The following is a 20778-nucleotide window of genomic DNA, read 5'->3' on the forward strand; positions in this document are numbered from 1 at the left end:
AATGATTTTGTCCATATTTTTTGTTTGCACTTATAATATAGACTTTTATTTTTTAAGCTGTGCTCTTTTATTAATCAAATACACTAAAAGCAGCCATACAGCAAATGTGAACAAGACCCAAAGGATTTACACTGGCGGGTAATATTTTTTAACGTATTGTTCTGATTGCAAATAGCGGGAATAGCCTTCTAATTGTCATTTGTGTAAATGACGTGATAGATAAATTCGATCTTCTTTTTCCAACAAAGCCCCGCCCTCTGTTGTTATATTTGTACGAAAGATAAAACTCAAATATTAGAAGTATGGAAATTGTAAAAGTAGTAGGACGAGAAATCCTTGATTCACGTGGTAACCCGACTGTTGAAGTAGATGTACATTTGGCTTCCGGCGCTTTTGGCCGTGCAGCTGTTCCTTCCGGAGCTTCTACCGGTGAAAACGAAGCAATCGAACTTCGTGATGGCAACAAGAAACGCTATGGTGGCAAAGGCGTTCTGAAAGCTGTCGATAATGTCAATAACGTAATTGCTCCCGCTCTTCTCGGTATGAGTGCCCTGAACCAGCGCGAGATCGACCATAAGCTGATTGCCTTGGACGGCACGAAGACCAAATCCAACCTCGGCGCCAACGCCATGCTGGGCGTTTCGCTGGCTGTGGCCAAGGCGGCTGCAAGCTATCTGGACCAGCCTCTTTACCGTTATATCGGCGGAACGAATGCGTATGTATTGCCTGTTCCGATGATGAATATTATCAATGGCGGTTCGCATTCCGATGCTCCGATCGCTTTCCAGGAATTTATGATCCGTCCGGTTGGCGCTTGCTGCTTCCGTGAAGGTTTGCGTATGGGGGCCGAAGTCTTCCATGCCCTGAAGAAGGTGTTGCACGATCGCGGCCTGAGCACGGCTGTCGGTGACGAAGGCGGTTTCGCTCCTGCATTGGACGGGACGGAAGACGCCCTTAACTCGATCATGGCTGCCATCAAAGCTGCCGGATACGAACCGGGCAAGGACGTGACGATCGCTATGGACTGCGCCGCCTCCGAATTCTATCACGATGGCATATACGATTATACGAAGTTCGAAGGAGCCAAAGGCGCCAAGCGCAACGCCCAGCAGCAGGTGGAGTACCTCTCCGGGCTGGTTGCCAAATACCCGATCGACTCGATCGAGGATGGGATGGACGAAAACGACTGGGCTGGCTGGAAACTGCTGACTGTCGCCCTGGGCAGCAAGTGCCAGTTGGTAGGCGACGACCTGTTCGTGACAAACGTCGAATTCCTGAAGAAGGGGATCGAAGAAGGCTGCGCCAACTCCATCCTGATCAAGGTGAACCAGATCGGAACCTTGTCCGAAACACTGGATGCGATCGAAATGGCGCACCGCAACGGCTACACCTCCGTCACTTCCCACCGCTCCGGCGAAACGGAAGATGCTACGATCGCCGACATCGCCGTGGCTACCAACAGCGGACAGATCAAGACCGGTTCGTTGAGCCGCTCCGACCGTATGGCCAAATACAACCAGTTGCTCCGCATCGAAGAAGAGTTGGGCGACTTGGCTGTTTATGGATATAAGACTTACAAGAAGTAAAAATCACGTTAATGATTTAGATGTAAGTGAAAGGAGATTGTCCGGCTGGGCAGTCTCCTTTTTTTTGCAATTCAGGCGCCTTTCCTGAAGATCACCTCTTTTTCGCTGGCTTGTTTGCTGCCTGTGCAGGCAGCCTTGTGCTATGTTTAAAAAAGGCCGACCATCACTGGCCAGCCTTTCCCTTCATGTGTCAAAAAAATCTTTACCTAATCAGAGAGTGGATGTATAATATCATCTGTTGTTATTGAAAAGCATTGGTTCTTCTTGATCCTTTCCACCACCAGGCTGCCGATACGTCGGGCACTGGCTTCCGAAGGAAAGGGGCGGAGCGAATCAATTGCGGGAATGGTGGGCTGGTAAATCATCACTTTCTTGTTCATCAGCACCTTGTAACCCCAGCCATCCCCCAATTGAAACGTTTGCAACTCCGGTTGCATCTCGTTCCGGGACCCCATTTCCCGGAAACGAAAACAAAAAAGAATCAGTAACAACGGCAGCAGTATGATCAGGCTACCGGGAGCCATCCTCCTTTTTCTCATCATCGCGTTCATCATCAATCGTCATCTGGATCATAATCGTAAGGATGCAGTTCCCAGATGTCGTCGAACCAGTAGGTTCCGCTTTTGCCCGTTGCTATATAGCCTCTCGTCCCGTTGGAGAAAGAGACTGCTACTGTACGTGCCGACCCTTTGAAGTCGTGCACCTGCTCCCACAGGTCGGTGGAAGGATAGTATTTCCAGGTGTCGCTGCGGACACCTCCGCTTTCCCCGCAGGTCAGGTATGCCGCGCCGTCGATAACGAAGGTGTTGGCATTCTTGCGTACAATGCTGTAATCGTCGTCATAGTCTTCGTCCGAAGTGTTGGCGATGTCGCGAAGCTGCGTCCATTGGCCAGTCGCCGGATCGAATTTCCAGAAGTCGTCGACATATTCGCCGTTGTTGATGCCTCCGCAAACATAGGCGATATTGTCTATCACGAAGCTGGATGCCCCCTGCCGCTTGCTGCCTCCGATGCTGACGATCTGTGTCCATGCGTTGCTCGACGGATTGAAAGAATAGAAATCTTTCAGATAGTTTCCGTCATTCCCCGCGCCGATATATCCTTTTCCTGAAACTCCGAATGAAACGGCGTCGTAACGTCCCGAACCCGGAAAGTTCGCCTTTTGTGTCCAAGCGTTCGAGGCCGGATCGTATTCCCAGAAGTCGTTCAGGTTGTTCGTCCCGTCATAGCCTGTCCCGAAATAGCCTTTGTTGTCAATGGCAAAAGCCGTTCCGTTGCTGCGGGCCGTTCCGGGAAAGCTGGATTTTTGTGTCCAGGCATCCGTTGTCATATCGTATTCCCATAAATCGTTCAGGCGGGTTTTACCGGTATATCCTCCGACCAAGTATCCTTTGTTGCCGATGGAAAAGCAGGAGGCTTCTCCACGGGCGAGCCCGTCGAAGTCGGAAGTGCGGACCCAGTGGCCGATCAGATCTTCATCGTCGTCGTCGCTACAGGAAGTCGCGATGACGGGAAATAATGCTATCAAGAGAGCAAATAAACTTTTGTGTGTCATTCTTAAACGTGTTCTTTATTGTTTTCGGATGCAAAAAAACGGGGCTTTCCCTTTTCCTGCAAATTAAATCGGTAAACGGGCTTTCTTATCCGGTAAACGGACGGATCAGGGTGGTAAAAGCTCTTTTTGCCTTTGAAAAGACGTTGGCAGGGCAACATTTGTCTTTGGTTGAGAGAAATAGGCCGTTGGCAGGTTATTCTTGCATGGCAAAGCGGGATTGGAGTTCTTTGCAAACCGGAAATATAATAATATGTATGAATAAAATTCTGATTCCTTTTTGGCTGCTCCTGCTGTGCGGTTCTCTCTTTTCCTGCTACGATGAGGGGAACAGCTACGGAGATAACCTGGTCGACAGCGCTTTCCGTAACATCAGTGTCGATAGTTGTACCGTGACGGTCGCTTCTACCATAATCGACTCGTTGGAAACGAACGGGCAGGGGCTTGCCCTTGTCGGCAAATACGCCCATTCGCTTTGGGGGACTGTCTCTGCCTGCGCCTACCTGCCTTATTCGGTTCCGACCTATAGCACGGAGGCTGACGAAGCGGTCCGGCTGGATTCTCTTGTACTGGCCTTGTCTTACGCGGGCTATTCGATCGGTGACACGACGCAGCCGATGCGTCTCACCATACACCGCCTGTTGGAGAAGGTGATCCTGAACGACAACGATTACCTGTACAACAATTCCTCTTTTGCCTACGATCCGGAACCGATTGCGGCCTGCACCTTCAAGCCGAAGCCGGGTGATAGCGAGCGGTTGGAGATCCGTCTGCCGGACGAGCTGGGAGAGGATATGCTCACCCGCTTGCACAAGCGGGACGACGCGCTGTCGGGTGACCGTTTTGAGGATTATTTCAAAGGCTTGGTCGTCGTTCCCGATCCCGGTGTATGCCGGAACATCGTTTCGTTCGGCGTGGGCGATACGGCTTCCGCCCTGATTCTGCGTTATAGCATTGAAGATGCGGTAGCCAGGGAAGCCGAGTGCGTGATCAATCCTAAAACCGAGACACAGTTCTATCATGTCGACCACGACCGCACGGGAACGGCTATGGAAGGCCTTCCGGCGAAGAATGTCGAAGTCGCTTCCTCCGGGTTGGATAGCCGGGGCGTCCTGTTCGCGGGGATCGGCTGGTACAGCCGTCTTGGGTTTCCGCATCTGAACGAGATATTGCAGCAGGGTGAACGCGTTTCGATCGAATCCGCCTATCTGAAGATTTATCCGGAGCCGGGCACTTGGTCTGAGTTCAACCCCTTGCCCGACAGCCTTTTTCTTTATATCATAGATGAGAACAATGTCGTGACGGATGCCGTTACCGATTACCTGGGCACCGAAGTCCAGGGCGGAACGCTGGTCAAGGACGACAGCTTTGTCGAGAATACTTATTACTATTTCGATATCAGTACCTTCCTGCAGGAAGAGTTAGGAGCTTTTGGTAAGTATAAACATAACCTGCAACTTGTCTTCAATGAAGACACCTACATCCAGACGTTCCGTAATCTTACTTTCAGCGACCAGGAAGGGAAGTCTCCCATTGTCTTACAACTAACCTATAAAGTTTATGAGAGCTATTAAATACGGATGGCTGTTTTGCCTGTCCCTGCTTCCTTTTTCAGCTGTGACGCAGAATGTGATGACTTCTTCTCCCTATTCCATGTTCGGCGTGGGAGAGATCATGGCCGGTTTGCACGGGGCCAATGCGGGCATGGGAGGCGTTGCGATCGGCATGCGCGGAAAAATGCTTATCAATACGGATAACCCTGCCGGGCTGGCCGGGCTCGATACGTGCCGCTTGTTTGCCGAAGCGTCCGCCTTTGCCAAATGGGAGTCCTACCGCTCGAAGGGGGACGATAACCAAGCCTTTACCGGTAACTTCTCGCGTTTTGCTATGGCCGGGCGCATCATGCCCCGCTGGTATATGGCGGTGGGACTGACGCCTTACAGCTCGGTCGGTTATTATTTCCAGAGCACGCAGGAGCTGGAAGGTTCTCCCGGTTCCTATTATACGAGCTCCTTCTCCGGCGACGGTGGTTTGTCGAAGGTCTATTTTTCGAATGCCTTTCAGCTGTTGCCCGCTTTGTCGGTCGGGGTCAACCTGGGATATATTTTCGGGAATATGACACAAACGGAGGCACAGAGCACGATGTCTGTTTCCCAGAAACTATCCGGGCAGTCTTTCTCCGCCGATTTCGGCGTGCAATATTCCCGCCGCCTCAGCCGTGAACTGAACCTGACACTGGGAGCCGTATATGGTTTGCCCCAGACGATCCGGATGCAAAAGACCCGGACGTTGGTCGACAATTCAACCAGCAGCACGACCAACATGAAGCGTGTCAGCCAGCAGCTTCCCCGGTACATCGGTGGCGGCGCTTCCGTCGAGTATAAGAAAATGACGTATGCGTTCGACTATTTGTTCCGGCAATACGGTTCGCTGACTTCGGCGGACAGCCGCGTCACGTTCCATGACTCTCATGAATTGCGTGCCGGCGTTTGCTATTTCCCGGATGGCTACGGTTCTTCGAGTATCTGGAAACGGATGGACTATAAAGCCGGCGTCGGGCTGTCATCCCCTTATTACATGCAGGTCAGGGGACAATCGGGCCTCTCCTGGCGCGTCAGTGCCGGCCTGGGCTTCCCGCTGATGAACGGCCGGCTTCACACCTCTTTCTTCTACGACCGTGTCGATCTGGACGGCAAGATGCTGAAGCGCGGGATAACGGGCTTTACCGTCACCTATACGTTGAGCGAACTGTTCTATAAGGTCAAATTATAAAATTTGTCTTGATCCGTTAGCTCTTTCTCCCTATTATATTCGCCCCTTCTTTACAGTCCATAGATTGTCCGCCGCCCAGTGAACGATCGTCCGCCGGCCAGTGAACGATAGTCCGCCAGCCAGTGAACGATCGTCCGCCAGCCAGCGGACGATTTGTGGGATGCCTCCCGGTTTCTAATGAATTGAATGGAAAAGGATAAAAGATACGGATCTTTCTGTTAAGCCCCGGTCTGTCCTAATGTGAAGAAGTCCCGCTCTCCAGGATGCTGACGATGGAGAAGAGCGTGAAACAGATGCCTCCCAATCCCGCCAACACGCGTGCCGGCACGAAATAGTATCCGTGGACGGAGCCCATCTCGAACAGGAAAGCCGCAAGGAACAGGCAACTCAACGCCGTGAAGATCGGAATCAGCGGAATGCGGTTCGATAGCTTGAACTCATGCCGCCAGATCTTCGACAGCAGGATCACCTTGCTGGAAATACTGTAGCAAACCAAGCCTAAGCCGATCATGATGTAGCCGGTCGAACCGAGCGACATGTCGGCAGTCCCCCATATCAGGATCAATCCCCAGATGATGCAGAGGCTTCCCATGACAATGACCAATACCGGCCATATCTTGCGTTCGGCCGGCGAGAAAATGTTCCGTATCTGCCGGGCGATGGTGGCAACCAACGTAATCAGGCAGGTGCAGATCGAAGCAAGCCCGATCATCACATGTCCGGCAACAAAATACTTCGGATGTGCACCGCTTTTAGCCAACAGCACGAATGCCCATATCCAGGCGGTCAACGAGAGGATGGCGGCAACGGCGATCAGCATCAGCCCTTGCGTGCGGGTGAAGGCTTTCGGCGGTACGTTGTGGTCGCTTTTTCTGGCATTTTCGGTAATCATGGTGAAACGGGTGGAAGAAGTGGCGGTCGTTGCGACACAAGCCGTAATAAACCCTACGCCGCAGACCACATGTCCCGCAACGAACGAGGCTGAATCCGGCGAAGAATGCAGGATATGCACGCCGCCAATGACAGTCAGGACAGCCGAAAGGTAGCCGATTCCCGGAAGCACATATTTACTGACCTGCCCGAACGTCCCGATGATCTGCCGTATGATGGTGGCCGCCGTCGAGAACAGCGCGATGCATATCATACCCAGCGAGAATATCACAGGTCCCGCCACATACCGGTTCGGATCTGTCCCATAAAAGGTGACGAACCAGCCATAACCAAAACAAAACAGGGCCATAAGTAAAGGTATTGCCCTGAACAGAACGCTAATGCCGTAATTCATAGGAACATTTTTTTTGAGTTTCCAGACAAACAACGCCTGTCTGAGCTTTGTTCCTGCTCTTTACATTTTATAAATACTTTTAGGTGTAGACGGAGATCCGATGCCTATCAAACAAAAAAGCCGCCCGAAATGAATCGGACGGCTTTTTCGTATGGCAATAGAACCACAGAGATTACACTCTTCTTTCTTTGATTCTTGCTTTCTTACCGGTAAGAGCACGCAGGTAATACAATTTAGCGCGGCGCACTTTACCATACTTGTTAACAGTGATGCTTTCGATAAACGGAGATTCGATCGGGAAAATACGTTCTACACCTACGTTCTCAGACATCTTACGCACTGTGAAGCGTTTTTTGTCACCATGACCTGAGATGCGGATTACGACACCTCTGTACTGCTGGATACGTTCTTTGTTACCTTCTTTGATACGGTAAGCTACTGTAATAGTGTCACCACTCTTGAATGCAGGAAATTCCTTCTTCGTAGCAAACGCTTCGTTTACAATCTTAATAAAATCCATTGTTTTTAAGCTTTTTAATTGTAATTATTAATGAAACGCAATGTAACGGGCTACTTGTCCCGACAGAGATTACGTAAAGCGGATGCAAAGGAACAAAATAATTATTTGATACGCAAGCAGGAGCCTGAAATAAATTTTACTTCAGCCACTTATCGGCGAACTCGATATAGTTCTCCCAGTCGAAATCCGTCACATCGTGCACGCCTGTACGGTTGTGGTAGGCGACACGGTTCATGATCGGCGTGTTGACTGCCGGCATCGTGGTCGTTTCCAGCCCTTTCATTCCGTAGAGCTTGTAGACCTCTCCGGCGTATGCGGTTGAAAGAAATTCACCTTTCGGGTCGGACCAGCGGTCTTCTTCGGCGCTTGCCACATAAAGGGGGCGGGGAGCGATAAGGGCCAAGAGTTCGTGCTGGTCGATCGGCAATTCGTCCTCTTTCTTGTTATACTGGCGGAAGTTCTTGCAGAACCAGTGTGGGAAAACGTGGTTGATCCGGTTGACCGTTTCGCCCACTTGCCGTCTGGACAGGGCTGCTCCGCCACATCCGGATTCGTTGGAGACGACGATTGCAAAACGCGGATCGGTCGCGCCAGCCCAAAGGGAGGTTTTGCCCAGGCGGGAATGTCCCATCAGGATGATTTTGGAGGCATCGACCTGCCAGTCCGTTTCGAGGTAATCCATTACCCGGCTGTAGCCCCATGCCCAGGCGGCGATCGCCTGTCCGCCGTCCGCCGGGATGTCTCCTTCCGATTGATAGCCGAAGAGGGCGAGAATACTTTCCGCATACCTGTCCTTGCTGTCGGGGAAGAAGTCGAAGTAGTGGACGGTGGCAAGCCCGTAACCGGCATCGATGATCTTTTCCACCGGCCAGCGCGATGCCTGGTTTCCGCGTGGGCGATCGGAGTGTTGCGACGGGATGATGTCCGGGTCCGAAGAAATTGTCTGGTTCCCCTGGAAGTTGAAATGCAGGAATACAGGGGCTTTTGTTTTGACATGGTTCGGCAGGTACATCAGCAGCAGGGCTTTCCGTTCCACACCGTTATGGCTGAATGTGATTTCGATCTGTTTGCGGGTGGCGCTGCCGTTGACGGCACTGTGGTTGTCGTCCAACTTTTTGTAGGACACATCCACCTTGTCCGCCGGCATCTTCCCATATACTTGTTCGGTAAAGATGGACAGCAGTTCCGGGCGTCTGGTCTGTTCCCATTGCTGCACGGTTGTCACTTCCCGGCCGTTTGCCGTCTTTAACAGGGCGGGCAGGGTGTAAGGCGGTATCTTGCTTTCGTCGTAGTTCGCTTCATCGGCTTCCTGGGCATGCCCCGCCAACAGGCTACAAGCCCAAAGGCACAGAAAATATATAGCTCGTCTCATAACAATCAATTCTTAATTTTTAATTCTTAATTCTCTCACATCTGCGAATAAGATAACGGCGAGAGGAACAGGCTGGTGTTCCGGGTGGCCGTATAGGCATATTCCGGCAGGTTCTTGATCCGCTGCCAGTCCGGATGTGTCCGGAATTTGTCCCAGGCGGCATTGCGTGTCGGTTCGTCCTTGTACCAGGTGAGGTACATCACCGCCGGCATGATCGGGCCGGCCAGCACTTCCCCGTAGCAGACGGAGTTGATGCCGACCTTGTCGAAAACATCTATCTCGTCTTTATTGAACATCGCGACCTTCCGTTGGTTGGCCTCTTCGTTGGGGCTGTGGTACGTCCTGAGTTCGAACAGCGTCCGGTTCTTGTCCGGCTTCAGAAGGGAAGGTACTTTGTCGAAAGCCTCGCACAGGAAACTTTCGAAATTGAAGTAAGCCGGATTGGGAGCCGTCTTGTCGAAATAAGGCTGTGCCGCTTTCCTGAATGCCGCGTCGTCCCAGATCTCTCGCTTTACCTTATAATAAGTAGTCATATCAGGATAGACAAAGAGCAGCAGGCGACGTTCTTTTTCCTCTTTCTTGTAGGGGGCGAAAGCGCCGGCTTTGATATTCTTCCGGTTATAGGCCGGGATCAGTGTATCGCGGAAGAAGTCGTCCAGGCCGTTGCCGTCTCCTTCTAACGTGTAAATGCGCCATTCGTATATTTGCTTCCCGGAAAAAGCCGCTTTTTCGGAGGTAGCCGCTATTCCCTTGATTGCCGGGAGTGTAGCTAACAGGCCTGTTAACTTCATAAAGTGCCTTCTTTGCATGGTTCTATAGAATTTAGATTAAAAAATAAGTTAGTAAACACTTCAAAGGTAGGAAATATCAGGGTAATTTCCGTACATTTGATGTGCAATATTGTAGGGAATTGTAACTTTTGCCGGTAAATCATCATTGACTTGTCAAACCGTTGGTCCCGGATATGTTTAATTTGAGATGAAGATGAAGAAAATATATATCTTTTTATTTAGTTGTGTTACCGTTCTTTCCGCTGTCGCACAGACGACGCCGAACCTTTACCGGGCAGTGGACAAAACGAAAATGAATCATTGGGTGGACTCCGTCTTCGATGCGATGAGCTACGACGAACGTGTCGGGCAACTCTTTATGGTCATCGCCAACCCGAAATCCGACACGCGCAACATGCAACGCCTGATGCGCTATGTCAATGAGATAAAGATCGGCGGCATCCTTTTCCATAAAGGCGATCCGGTCACGCAGGCCGAGGTGACGAACCGCCTGCAAAAAGCCTCCCGCGTCCCGATGCTCGTGTCGCTGGACGGCGAATGGGGACTTTCCATGCGCCTCTCCGGTACGACCCGTTTCCCGAAGAATATGATGTTGGGGGCGATCGAAGATAACGACCTGATAACCGAATACGGCAAGGAAGTAGCCCGCCAGTGCAAGGAGATGGGAATCCACATCAATTTCGCACCCGATATGGATGTGAACAGCAATACCGACAACCCGGTGATCGGCCTCCGCTCCTTCGGCGAGAATCCGCAGGCGGTGGCCGACAAAGGGCTGGCGTATGCCCGCGGACTGGAAGGGCAGGGCATCCTGTCCGTCGCCAAGCATTTCCCCGGACATGGCGATACCGCCGAAGATTCCCATTATACGCTGCCTGCCGTTCATCATGACCGGGCACGCCTGGACAGTGTGGAGCTGCTGCCTTTCAAACGTTACATCTATGACGGCTATGCCGGCGTGATGACCGGACACCTGTATGTCCCGGCGTTGGACAAGGCGCGCAATAAGCCGGTCTCCATGTCCCGTGCCGTCGTCACCGACCTGCTGCAAAAAGAGCTCGGATTCCGGGGACTGTGCTTTACCGACGCTTTGGCGATGAAAGGCGCTACTACCCGTAAATCCGATAACCCCTCCGTAATGGCGCTATTGGCGGGCAATGACATCCTTTTGGCTCCGGCTGCGCCGATTAACGACTTCGCAGCCGTGAAGGAGGCCTTGGAAGAGGGTATTTTGGACAGGGAAGAGATAGAAGCGAAGATCATCAAGATCCTGCAATATAAATATATCGCAGGGCTGAACGATTATCGCCCGGTCGAGACGAAAGGTTTGTCCGAACGCCTGAACTCTCCCCATGCCGCATGGTTGGCAGCCAAGTTGAATGAAGAAGCGATCACCCTGCTGAAGAACGAGGGCGACATCATCCCGTTGAAGCAGCTCGATAAGAAAAAGATCGCAGCCCTGTCTATCGGCGACGGGGTAGGAAACGAGTTTCAGAAGATGTTGGGGCGCTACGACTCGATCGCTTGTTTCAGCATCAGCCGGAATGCGACGGCAGCCCAGGTGCAGAGCGTATATAAGAAATTAGAGAAATACGATGTGATCATTTGCGGCGTACATACGGTCCGCATTCCGGAAAGCCTGGCTCTGCGCCAGTTGGCAGCCAGGAAGGAACTGGTCTATGCCTTTTTCACCCTGCCCTATTTTTGTAAAGAATATAAACCTTCCATCCTGAAAGCCAAAGCGGTCGTAATGGCCTACGAGGGTACGCCGCTTGCTCAGAAATATGCCGCGCAAGCCATCTTCGGCGGTATTGCGGTCAAAGGAAAGCTGCCGGTTTCCATTCCCACCCTGTACACGGCGGGGACGGGCGTGTTTACCGAAAAGACACGTCTCGGTTATCACGAGCCGGAAGAAGTGGGTGCAAGCCCCGAACGCTTGGACGTGATCGCCTCAATCGTGGAAGACGGCCTGGAGCAGAAGGCTTTTCCCGGTTGCCAGGTGCTCGTAGCCAAAGATGGCATGATTATCTACGACAAATCATTCGGCTATTTCGACTACGACAAGAAACAGGCTGTTGACGAAAACTCCGTCTATGACCTGGCTTCTTCCTCCAAAGCGGCGGGAACCTTGCTGGCCGTAATGAAAGCCTATGACGACAAGAAGTTCACGCTGAACAATAAGATATCCGATTTTATCCCCGAACTGAAGGGCTCGGACAAAAAGAACTTGGTCATCAGAGACCTCCTCTACCATCAGTCCGGCCTGACGCCGACGATCAATTTCTATCTGAACGCGATCGACAGGGACAGCTACAAAGGCAGCCTGTACAGCAATGCAAAGAACCAGGCGCATCCGGTCCGTTTCGATGCCCGGACGTATGTGCGCAACGACTTCTCTTTTCTGCCCGGTTTGGTTTCTATTGACAGGAAACCGGGCTTTACGACCGAAGTGGCCCGCAACATGTATCTGCACGACTCTTTTAAAGACACCATTATCCAGGAGATCAAAGATTCGCGCCTCGGTGTGCGCGGCAAGTACAAATATAGCTGCATCAATTTCATCCTGTTGAAGATGATGGTGGAGAAGCAGATGCGGCAGCCGATGGACCGCCTTCTGCATGACACGTTCTTCAGCAAGCTCGGAGCCTGGCATACGACCTACAATCCGTTGCATATCCTCGATACGTTGCAGATCGTCCCGACCGAGTACGACGGTTTCATCCGCCGCCAACTGCTGCGCGGCTATGTGCACGACGAGGCGGCCGCTTTCCAGGGCGGCGTTTCGGGCAATGCCGGGCTTTTCTCCAATGCCGACGACCTGGCGAAAGTGCTGCAACTCTATCTGAACCAGGGAAGCTATGGCGGCGAAGAATATTTGTCTAAAGAGACCAGCCGCCTCTTCACCCAAAGCAAAAGCCCGACCTGCCGCCGCGGCTTAGGTTTCGACAAGCCGGTAACCGGCGGGGGCAAAGCATCTCCCTGCGGCAGCCTGGCTCCTGCCTCCGTCTATGGGCATACCGGTTTTACCGGCACTTGCTTCTGGGTGGACCCGGATAACAACCTGCTGTATATCTTCCTGTCTAATCGTGTGAACCCGACGCGGGCCAACAACAAGTTGAGTTCGCTGGAGATCCGTACACGCATACAGGACGCGATCTATAAAGCGATTGACAATCGATAATTCTTAATTTTAAATTCTTAATTATTTCTCATGCTATTCGGACACGGTGACGATCACTATAATTCGCAGAAAGAGGTAAAGATAAATTTCAGTTCAAATGTATGGCACGGGGCCGATCTCCGCACACTCAGGGAACACCTGGACAGACAGTTTTATGAACTCACGCGTTATCCGGAACCGGATGCTTCTTCCCTGAAAAGATTACTTGCCCGCTGCTATGAGGTGGAGGAGGAGAATATAGTGGTTACGAACGGCTCCATCACGGCTTTCTATCTGCTGGCACAAACATGGAAAGGGGCGAAATCGGCTATTGCCGTTCCCTCTTTTGCTGAATATGAAGATGCTTGCCGCCTGTACGGGCATGAGGTCAGCTTCTTCCCGACCTCGTGCGACCTGTCCGGCCTTTCGCTGGAAGGGCAGGACTTCTGCTGGATCTGTAACCCGAACAATCCGGACGGCAAACTGATCCGCCGGGCGGAACTGTTAGCACTGATCGAGGCGAACCGGCAGACGGTCTTTATCATCGACCAGGCATACGTCGCCTTTACGACGGAAGAGTTGCTGAAACCCTCGGATGTCCGCCTTCATCCGAACCTGATCCTGATCCAATCGATCTCGAAAGCGCATAATATACCGGGACTCCGCATCGGCTACCTGATCGCTTCTCCGGAAAAGGCCGAGCAGATAAACCGGTACATCATTCCCTGGTCTGTCAACGCAATCGCTGTGGAGGCCGGCAAATATATCCTGACACATCCGGAGCAATATATCCTGCCCGTACGTGAATGGAGGCGCGAGACTGCCTGCCTGATCGACCGGCTGAATGAGTTGGGTGACCTCGAAGCGTTGCCGACATCCGTGACTTTCTTCCTGGTACGCCTGAAAAAAGGAACAGCCGCTGCGTTGAAACAGTATTTGTGGGATCGTCACGGCCTGCTGATCCGCGACGCCTCCAATTTCCGCAGTCTGGATGAAACCTATATCCGTATATCAACGCAGACAACAGCCGAGAACCGGATACTCGTCGGTGCGGTACGGGAATGGCTCTCCACTTTACCTTGACGCGGCTCAAAACGATATCTTGTTGGGATATGTCCCTCGGTCATGGAGATATGGGAAATCTTAGTAAGTTAGCAAGATTGGAAAAGTTATCAGGCGGGAGGGACGTTACCTTTGCGAAGTAAAACAGAATAAAGAACATGCAACAACGAACAACGACAAGAGAAGAATACCTGAAACGGGTGAACCTGGTGATCGAGTATATCAATAATCACTTGGGGGATGATATCGACCTGAACCTGCTGGCCGAGATGTCGCATTTGTCCCCGTATCATTTCCACCGGGTGATGAGCGCGTTTTTAGGAGAGCCGTTAGGGGCGTTCATTGTGCGGAAACGGATCGAGACTGCAGCTCACCTGCTTCGCTACACGGATATGTCCGTCGGGGATATCGCTTACCGCATCGGGTATGGTGCACCTTCTTCATTGTCGAAGGCTTTCAGGCAGTTCTATTCTATTTCACCTAACGAATATAGAAACAATAAAGAGTACACGATTATGAGACCAGAAAAGATATGGCCCGACTTGCAGCTGGAGGCCGAGATAAAAGAAATCCCCGTTCGCAATGTGATTTATATCCGTCTGACGGGTGATTACCGCCTGAACGATTATGGTGGAACCTGGATGAGGCTCTATGCCTTTGCCCGCGAGCATAACCTGCCGGTAACCGATCCTTGTCCGCTTTGCATCTACCACGACGATCCGAAGGTGACATCAGAAGATAAACTGCGTACGGATGTCTGTATGATCATGACCGCACCCGTTCAGCCGAAAGGCGAGGTCGGAGCCAAGCAGATTCCGGCCGGTCGCTATGCGTCCTTCATTTATGAAGGACCGTACGAATGCCTGCAGGCTGTTTACGATACGATCTATGCAAAGAAATTGCCGGAAATGGGCTGTACACTCCGCGACGAGCCGGGCTACGAACGCTATCTGAACGATCCGCGCAATACGAAGCCTGAAAATCTGCTGACGGAAATCTGTATTCCGGTACAGTAGTCGTCCTTTCTTCTTTGGAATGGGCGGAACGCGTACAGGATTGCGCGTTGCTTTGCGGCCAGTCGGTCGGTCCGGTTTTACGAAGCAGTGTTGAATCTTAAACTCAGCGTATTCGAATGCGATGAGGAGAAAATGGCTTTCTTCCCGGATAGCGAAGGCAACCACCTCGGCCTGTATTCCGATCTGTAAACCTTTTGCCTGTTCGGTTGTTTACCCTACATCTTTATTAAACGCAGACGATTATGGTAACAACAAGCAGACACCTTAGTGACAAACTGACAACCGAAGAACGGGACATGCTCCCTTCTTCGGATTTCGGTATTCCTGAAACCCGTGAGTTTCCCATCCCCGATGCCACCCATGTCCGGGCGGCGGAAGCCTATTTCAGGTATGCTTCTGAAAAGGAAAAACCGCTTTTGGCCCACCGGATATTAATGAAAGCGCAGGAGTTCGGAGTGAATGTGAAGAGTCCGGCTGTCTTGGAATGGGCGGAAAGATATCGACTGGAATAATTTAATCCCGTAAATCATTCAAACCTATACACATATACAGGGTACGATTTTCCGGATGGCGACCGTGTGTATATGCTGTATCTGAGGAAACGGTATAAACAATTCAATCTTCCTCCGGTTTTATATAGAGAATACATTTAAAATTTGCTTTTTATGGAATATCGGATAGAAAAAGACACGATGGGGGAAGTGAAAGTCCCCATCGATGCCTATTATGGTGCACAGACACAACGCAGCGTGGACAATTTCAAGATTGCCCGAGATATTAACCGTATGCCCAAAGAGGTGATACGCGGGTTTGCTTATCTGAAAAAGGCGGCCGCCCTGGCGAATAAGGAGGCGGGTGTCTTGTCGGCCGGGAAATGCGACCTGATCGGGCGTGTCTGCGATGAGATACTGGCGGGCAAGCTCGACGACCAGTTCCCGTTGGTGGTCTGGCAGACCGGAAGCGGCACGCAGACCAATATGAATGTGAATGAAGTAATCGCCAACCGGGCCCAGGTCCTGAACGGCGGTAAGCTGACGGATAAGGAGAAGGTTTTGCTGCCGAACGACGATGTGAACAAGTCGCAGTCCTCCAACGACACGTTTCCGACCGCCATGCATATCGCTGCCTATATCATGGTAAAAGAGGTCACCCTCCCCGGACTTGAAAAGCTGCTTAAGACGCTTCAGAAGAAAAGCCGGGACTTCATGCCGATCGTCAAGATCGGGCGTACGCACTTTATGGATGCCACCCCGCTGACGTTGGGGCAGGAGTTCAGTGGCTATGCCTCCCAGTTGGAGCATGGAATCCGCGCGATAAAGAACGCCTTGCCGCATCTTGCCGAACTGGCGATCGGTGGAACGGCTGTCGGAACGGGCATCAACACTCCGCCCAACTTTGACGAATGTGTGTCGAAACGCGTTTCGGAGATGACAGGCCAGCCTTTCGTTCAGGCCCCGAATAAATTCGAAGCGCTTGCCACGCACGATGCCATTGTCGAAGTGCATGGCGCTTTGAAGTTGGTTGCCGTCAGCCTGATGAAGATTGCGAACGATATCCGTATGTTGAGTTCCGGTCCGCGTGCAGGCATCGGCGAGATCCATTTGCCGGAGAATGAGCCGGGCTCTTCCATCATGCCGGGCAAGGTCAACCCGACGCAGTGCGAAGCCTTGACGATGATTGCTGCCCAGGTGATGGGCAATGATGTGGCGATCTCGGTCGGGGGAGCTAACGGACAGTTCGAACTGAATGTATTCAAGCCGATGATTATCTATAACTTCCTGCATAGTGCCCGCCTGATAGGCGAGGGTTGTCAGAACTTCAACGACCGTTGCGCCGTCGGTATCGAGCCGGTGATGGGAAATATAAAGAAACATCTGGACGATTCGCTGATGCTTGTCACAGCTCTGAATCCGAAGATCGGTTATTATAAAGCAGCTTCCATTGCGCAGAAAGCCTTCAGTGAAAATAAGACATTGAAGCAGGCCGCTATCGAGTTGGGGGTGCTCACCGCCGAGGAGTTCGACGAGTGGGTGGATCCTGCCAAGATGGTCGGCAAATTGGAGATATTCCCGGACTAAAAGACTGAATACTTAAAAGATTATTCTTATTTTTGTCTGGAAATCCCGGTATAATTATGGATGAAAAAGTGCTTGAGAAGTTGAAGGTACTGGCCGAATCGGCTAAGTATGATGTCTCATGCGCTTCCAGCGGAACGTCGCGCAAGAATAAGAGCGGCGGGATCGGAAGTGCGGCGGGGTGGGGCATTTGCCACAGTTTTGCCGAGGATGGCCGCTGCATTTCGCTCCTGAAGATCATGCTGACGAACTATTGCATCTTTGACTGCGCCTACTGCATCAATCGCCGCAGCAACGACATTCCCCGTGCCACATTGACGGTGACGGAACTGGTGAACCTCACGATCGAGTTTTACCGCCGCAACTATATCGAAGGGCTTTTCCTCAGTTCCGGTGTCGTGCGCAATGCCGATTACACGATGGAACGCCTCGTCAGGGTGGTAAAAGACCTCCGGACTGTGCACCGCTTCAACGGCTATATCCATCTGAAAAGCATTCCCGGAGCCAGCCAGGAATTGGTGAACGAAGCCGGGCTCTATGCCGACCGTATGAGCGTGAACATCGAGATACCGAACGAGAAGAGCCTCCAGATACTTGCGCCCGAAAAAGACTTTAAGAGCGTCTTCCAGCCGATGCGTTTCATCCAGCAAGGCGTTTTGCAGAGTGCCGAAGAGCGGAAACGTTTTCGCCACGCCCCGCGTTTTGTCCCCGCCGGACAGAGCACGCAGATGATTGTCGGGGCGACGCCCGATTCGGATAAGGATATCCTTCGCCTCTCGTCCGCCCTCTACCAGCGTCCGACGATGAAACGTGTCTACTATTCCGGCTTCATCCCCGTCAATGAATACGATAACCGGCTACCGGCCTTGAAGCAACCGCCGCTGGTGCGCGAGAACCGCCTGTATCAGGCGGACTGGCTTCTGCGTTTCTACCAGTTCAAAGTGGACGAGATTGTGAACGATGCCTATCCCGACCTCGATCTGGAAGTCGATCCGAAGCTCGGCTGGGCGTTGCGCCATCCGGAACAGTTCCCGGTCGATATCAACAAGGCGGATTACGAGATGCTCCTTCGCGTGCCCGGCATCGGGGTGAAGTCGGCGAAGCTGATCGTCGTCTCCCGACGCTATTCCCGCTTAGGGACGGAACAGTTGAAGAAGATCGGTGTCGTGATGAAGAAAGCCCAGTATTTCATCACCTGCCACGAACTGCCTGTCCGCACGATCAACGAAGTGTCGCCTGAGGCTGTCCGTCAAATCCTCACCCGGAAAGCGGGGCGGAAGAAGACGGACGACCGCCAGCTTATCCTCCAATTCAGGGAAGAATCATGACTGTTTTTGTGTATGATAAGACCTTTGAAGGACTGCTGACCGCTGTCTTTGACGCTTATTCGCGCCGCAGCTTTCCCGACCTGCTGTTAGCGGAGGGAGAACCTTTCCCCTTGTTTTATGATGAAGCGGTGACGATCTGCACGGACGACGCCAAGGTGGACCGTGTATGGAAAGGATTGCAGAAGAAACTTTCCGCTACGGCTTTGTCTGTGATCACCGTCACCTGGCTGTCTGAATTGCCGGAAGTGGACGTGCTGCTCTTCCGCTATATCCGCAAGGCGATAGATGCTCCGCGTACGATCGAGCTGAACTTCGGCGATCCCGATGTCCTCGAAGTCTCCAAGATATGGAAGAAGGTGACGAACGAACGCCTGCGTGTCATGCAGTTCCTCCGTTTCCAGAAAGCGGCGGACGGCACTTTCTTTGCCGCCGTCAAACCTATATATAATGTACTTCCTCTCACTTTGCCTCACCTGAAAGACCGTTTTGCCGACCAGTGCTGGCTGCTCTACGACCTGAAACGCGAGTACGGTTACTATTACGACCTGAAAGAGGCTACCGAAGTCCGCTTCGAAGAGAAAGAAGCCCATCTGCTTTCCGGCCTGCTCAGCGAGGAGCTGATGGATGCCGACGAGAAACTTTTCCAGCAGATGTGGAAAACCTACTTCAAATCCATCGCCATCAAAGAACGTCTCAACCCCAAGCTCCACCGCCAGCACATGCCTGCCCGCTTCTGGAAGTATATGCCGGAGAAGTTATAGCCGGATATATTGCAAAGCAAACTCCAACTGCGTGTCCTTTCCCTCCATATAGTCCGAAACCGTCTGTTTGACGAGATAATCGGGAGCGATCCCTACTCCTTCCAGCGGAAAGCCCTTCGGGGAGAAGGCGGGTGGATTGGTCGGGATGCGGAAGCTGGTTCCGTGTGAAGTTTTGAATGTCCGGGGGCGGTTGCCCGTGTCACCGGCTGTCGGTTCGCCGATCAGGATAGCGTTTCCGCTTTCCTTCATGTCCAGAACGAAACTTTCGGCGGCCGAGAACGTGAAGGCGCTTGTCAGCAGAATGATCTTTCCTTGGTAAGCATCTTCCATCGGGATCATCGGCAGGTTGTCAAGGCAATGAGGCTGTTCCTCGCGTATCAGGTAACGGCAAAGATCCCGCCCGTAGCCGCTGTTGCCTCCTCCGTTCCGGCGAACGTCGACTATCAGGTAGGGCAGATGTTTCACCTGCGGATAATCTTCTACGAAGCTCTCCATCACACCGTCCGTCATGGAGTTGATTTCCAGATATCCGATACTGTCGTTCAGGATTTTCCAGGATGTTTTCCGTCGGTCGCCAGTCCGGATGCTTCCTTGCGGCGGCAAGGCGAGTTGCAGGTCGAGCGTGTCGGTTCCCCGGCAAACCGTGTACGTCCTGTCTGTATCCGTATAGCTTTTGAAAAGGGTACGGGCAGTAAAAAGACGTTTGTATTGCGGTGTCGAAGCCGATATGTATTTCTCGTTCCGGTCCATCCACTCCTTGGCCGGTATACCGTCGACGGCGATGATCCGGTCTTTGTCGTTGAAGCCTGACCGTTGCAGGTAGGTGTCCGGTTTATCCACGAAAAGCGAGTCGCCGATGTGAACCGGGAAAGCTCCGAACCGATACTCTTTAAAGAAAACATTGGCATGTCCGATATGTAAAGCTGCGAAGTATTCCAACAACGCTTTCCCGTACTCTTCTCCGGTGGATAGCGTGCCGATCCGTTCGGCGTAGGAGGCGGAAAGGGCATCTATGTCGATATGCTTGGATTCGTAAAAGGAATAGTTCTCTTTCACAATCTTGCTGATCTCTGCAAAATCATCCGCAAACCGGTCGGACGGAAGCGGTAGTTCAGTCATATAATGTATTTCTATTTCCACCTCGGAAGAGTGGAAGTATTTGGCATAGATAGCCAGTCCGACAAAAGCCAGTCCGGCGAGTAAAACAATTGCCGCCAGTGTCCGGCTGATGAGCTTGGGTACTTTCATTGGGTTTGCTTTTATGTGATTCGGGACAAATGTAGGAGATTGTAAACTTTTCTGCAATCTTAATTTCAATTAAGTGCCTGAAAAAGTATAATTACCGTAATTATATTGTATCTTTAGTGCCTTGTAATCTTTGTTCGACGAGGGTCGGACAGTTGTTCGAGCCACGTCGAATAGCTGTTCCACCTCCGTCGGATAACTGTTCGACCCGGCTCGGACAAAGATTACAAGGGGGGTTATTGAGAATAGGAGC

At 51.9% G+C, this 20778-nt stretch carries 17 protein-coding genes; 10 read left to right on the plus strand and 7 right to left on the minus strand.

Annotated features, from left to right (window positions below):
• The first annotated feature begins 302 nt into the window (after window positions 1-302).
• Window positions 303-1586, plus strand: a complete 1284-nt coding sequence (eno, locus tag H8S65_RS15405) for a phosphopyruvate hydratase (RefSeq protein WP_186930788.1) — start codon at window positions 303-305, stop codon at window positions 1584-1586.
• Window positions 1587-1792: 206 nt separating this feature from the next.
• Here the strand turns inward: eno and H8S65_RS15410 are convergent, their stop codons facing one another.
• Together H8S65_RS15410 and H8S65_RS15415 are read right to left on the minus strand one after the other, a co-directional pair.
• Window positions 1793-2128 carry a DUF4907 domain-containing protein gene (locus H8S65_RS15410; protein ID WP_255489245.1) on the minus strand — a complete coding sequence of 112 codons (336 nt, stop codon included), beginning with the start codon at window positions 2126-2128 and terminating at the stop codon, window positions 1793-1795.
• Window positions 2129-2139: 11 nt separating this feature from the next.
• A complete protein-coding gene (locus tag H8S65_RS15415; RefSeq protein WP_186930790.1) occupies window positions 2140-3141 on the minus strand; it encodes a Kelch repeat-containing protein in 1002 nt (333 codons plus the stop codon).
• A gap of 254 nt (window positions 3142-3395) precedes the next feature.
• On the opposite strand from H8S65_RS15415, the gene H8S65_RS15420 reads away from it, so the two are divergent.
• Both H8S65_RS15420 and bamG read left to right on the plus strand, forming a co-directional pair.
• On the plus strand, window positions 3396-4712 hold the full coding sequence (locus H8S65_RS15420; protein ID WP_186930791.1) for a DUF4270 family protein: 1317 nt from the start codon (window positions 3396-3398) through the stop codon (window positions 4710-4712).
• Entirely contained in the window at window positions 4699-5910 is a 1212-nt protein-coding gene (gene bamG / locus H8S65_RS15425) for a BamG family beta-barrel-assembly machinery protein (protein WP_186930792.1), read from the plus strand. Before H8S65_RS15420 ends, bamG begins: the two co-directional genes overlap by 14 nt.
• 235 nt (window positions 5911-6145) lie before the next feature.
• On the opposite strand, the gene H8S65_RS15430 is transcribed toward bamG, so the two are convergent.
• The 4 genes from H8S65_RS15430 to H8S65_RS15445 form a co-directional block, all read right to left on the minus strand.
• Window positions 6146-7195 (minus strand): DUF2776 domain-containing protein, encoded by a 1050-nt coding sequence (locus H8S65_RS15430; RefSeq protein WP_186930793.1) that lies wholly within the window; start codon window positions 7193-7195, stop codon window positions 6146-6148.
• A gap of 172 nt (window positions 7196-7367) precedes the next feature.
• On the minus strand, window positions 7368-7715 hold the full coding sequence (rplS, locus tag H8S65_RS15435) for a 50S ribosomal protein L19 (RefSeq protein ID WP_186930794.1): 348 nt from the start codon (window positions 7713-7715) through the stop codon (window positions 7368-7370).
• Window positions 7716-7851: 136 nt separating this feature from the next.
• Complete coding sequence (locus tag H8S65_RS15440; RefSeq protein WP_186930795.1) at window positions 7852-9087, minus strand: glucuronyl esterase domain-containing protein; 1236 nt, start codon at window positions 9085-9087, stop codon at window positions 7852-7854.
• Window positions 9088-9122: 35 nt separating this feature from the next.
• On the minus strand, window positions 9123-9878 hold the full coding sequence (locus H8S65_RS15445) for an NIPSNAP family protein (RefSeq protein ID WP_255489246.1): 756 nt from the start codon (window positions 9876-9878) through the stop codon (window positions 9123-9125).
• 193 nt (window positions 9879-10071) lie between these two features.
• On the opposite strand from H8S65_RS15445, the gene H8S65_RS15450 reads away from it, so the two are divergent.
• The 7 genes from H8S65_RS15450 to H8S65_RS15480 all read left to right on the plus strand — a co-directional run bounded on the left by H8S65_RS15450 (window position 10072) and on the right by H8S65_RS15480 (window position 19280).
• The gene (locus tag H8S65_RS15450; RefSeq protein ID WP_186930797.1) at window positions 10072-13059 is read left to right on the plus strand and encodes a serine hydrolase domain-containing protein; all 2988 of its coding nucleotides are present in this window, start codon (window positions 10072-10074) and stop codon (window positions 13057-13059) included.
• 30 nt (window positions 13060-13089) lie between these two features.
• The gene (locus H8S65_RS15455; protein ID WP_186930798.1) at window positions 13090-14121 is read left to right on the plus strand and encodes an aminotransferase class I/II-fold pyridoxal phosphate-dependent enzyme; all 1032 of its coding nucleotides are present in this window, start codon (window positions 13090-13092) and stop codon (window positions 14119-14121) included.
• Between the two features lie 137 nt (window positions 14122-14258).
• Window positions 14259-15116 carry an AraC family transcriptional regulator gene (locus H8S65_RS15460; protein WP_186930799.1) on the plus strand — a complete coding sequence of 286 codons (858 nt, stop codon included), beginning with the start codon at window positions 14259-14261 and terminating at the stop codon, window positions 15114-15116.
• 242 nt (window positions 15117-15358) lie between these two features.
• Window positions 15359-15628, plus strand: a complete 270-nt coding sequence (locus H8S65_RS15465; protein WP_186930800.1) for a hypothetical protein — start codon at window positions 15359-15361, stop codon at window positions 15626-15628.
• Between the two features lie 153 nt (window positions 15629-15781).
• On the plus strand, window positions 15782-17194 hold the full coding sequence (gene fumC / locus H8S65_RS15470; protein WP_186930801.1) for a class II fumarate hydratase: 1413 nt from the start codon (window positions 15782-15784) through the stop codon (window positions 17192-17194).
• Window positions 17195-17250: 56 nt separating this feature from the next.
• Window positions 17251-18519 (plus strand): putative DNA modification/repair radical SAM protein, encoded by a 1269-nt coding sequence (locus H8S65_RS15475; RefSeq protein WP_186930802.1) that lies wholly within the window; start codon window positions 17251-17253, stop codon window positions 18517-18519.
• Entirely contained in the window at window positions 18516-19280 is a 765-nt protein-coding gene (locus tag H8S65_RS15480) for a TIGR03915 family putative DNA repair protein (protein WP_186930803.1), read from the plus strand. Before H8S65_RS15475 ends, H8S65_RS15480 begins: the two co-directional genes overlap by 4 nt.
• On the opposite strand, the gene H8S65_RS15485 is transcribed toward H8S65_RS15480, so the two are convergent.
• On the minus strand, window positions 19275-20528 hold the full coding sequence (locus H8S65_RS15485) for a S41 family peptidase (protein WP_186930804.1): 1254 nt from the start codon (window positions 20526-20528) through the stop codon (window positions 19275-19277). The two genes, H8S65_RS15480 and H8S65_RS15485, sit on opposite strands and share 6 nt — an antisense overlap.
• Between the last annotated feature and the right edge of the window lie 250 nt (window positions 20529-20778).

It is taken from the genome of Parabacteroides hominis (assembly GCF_014287585.1).
GTDB lineage: Bacteria > Bacteroidota > Bacteroidia > Bacteroidales > Tannerellaceae > Parabacteroides > Parabacteroides hominis.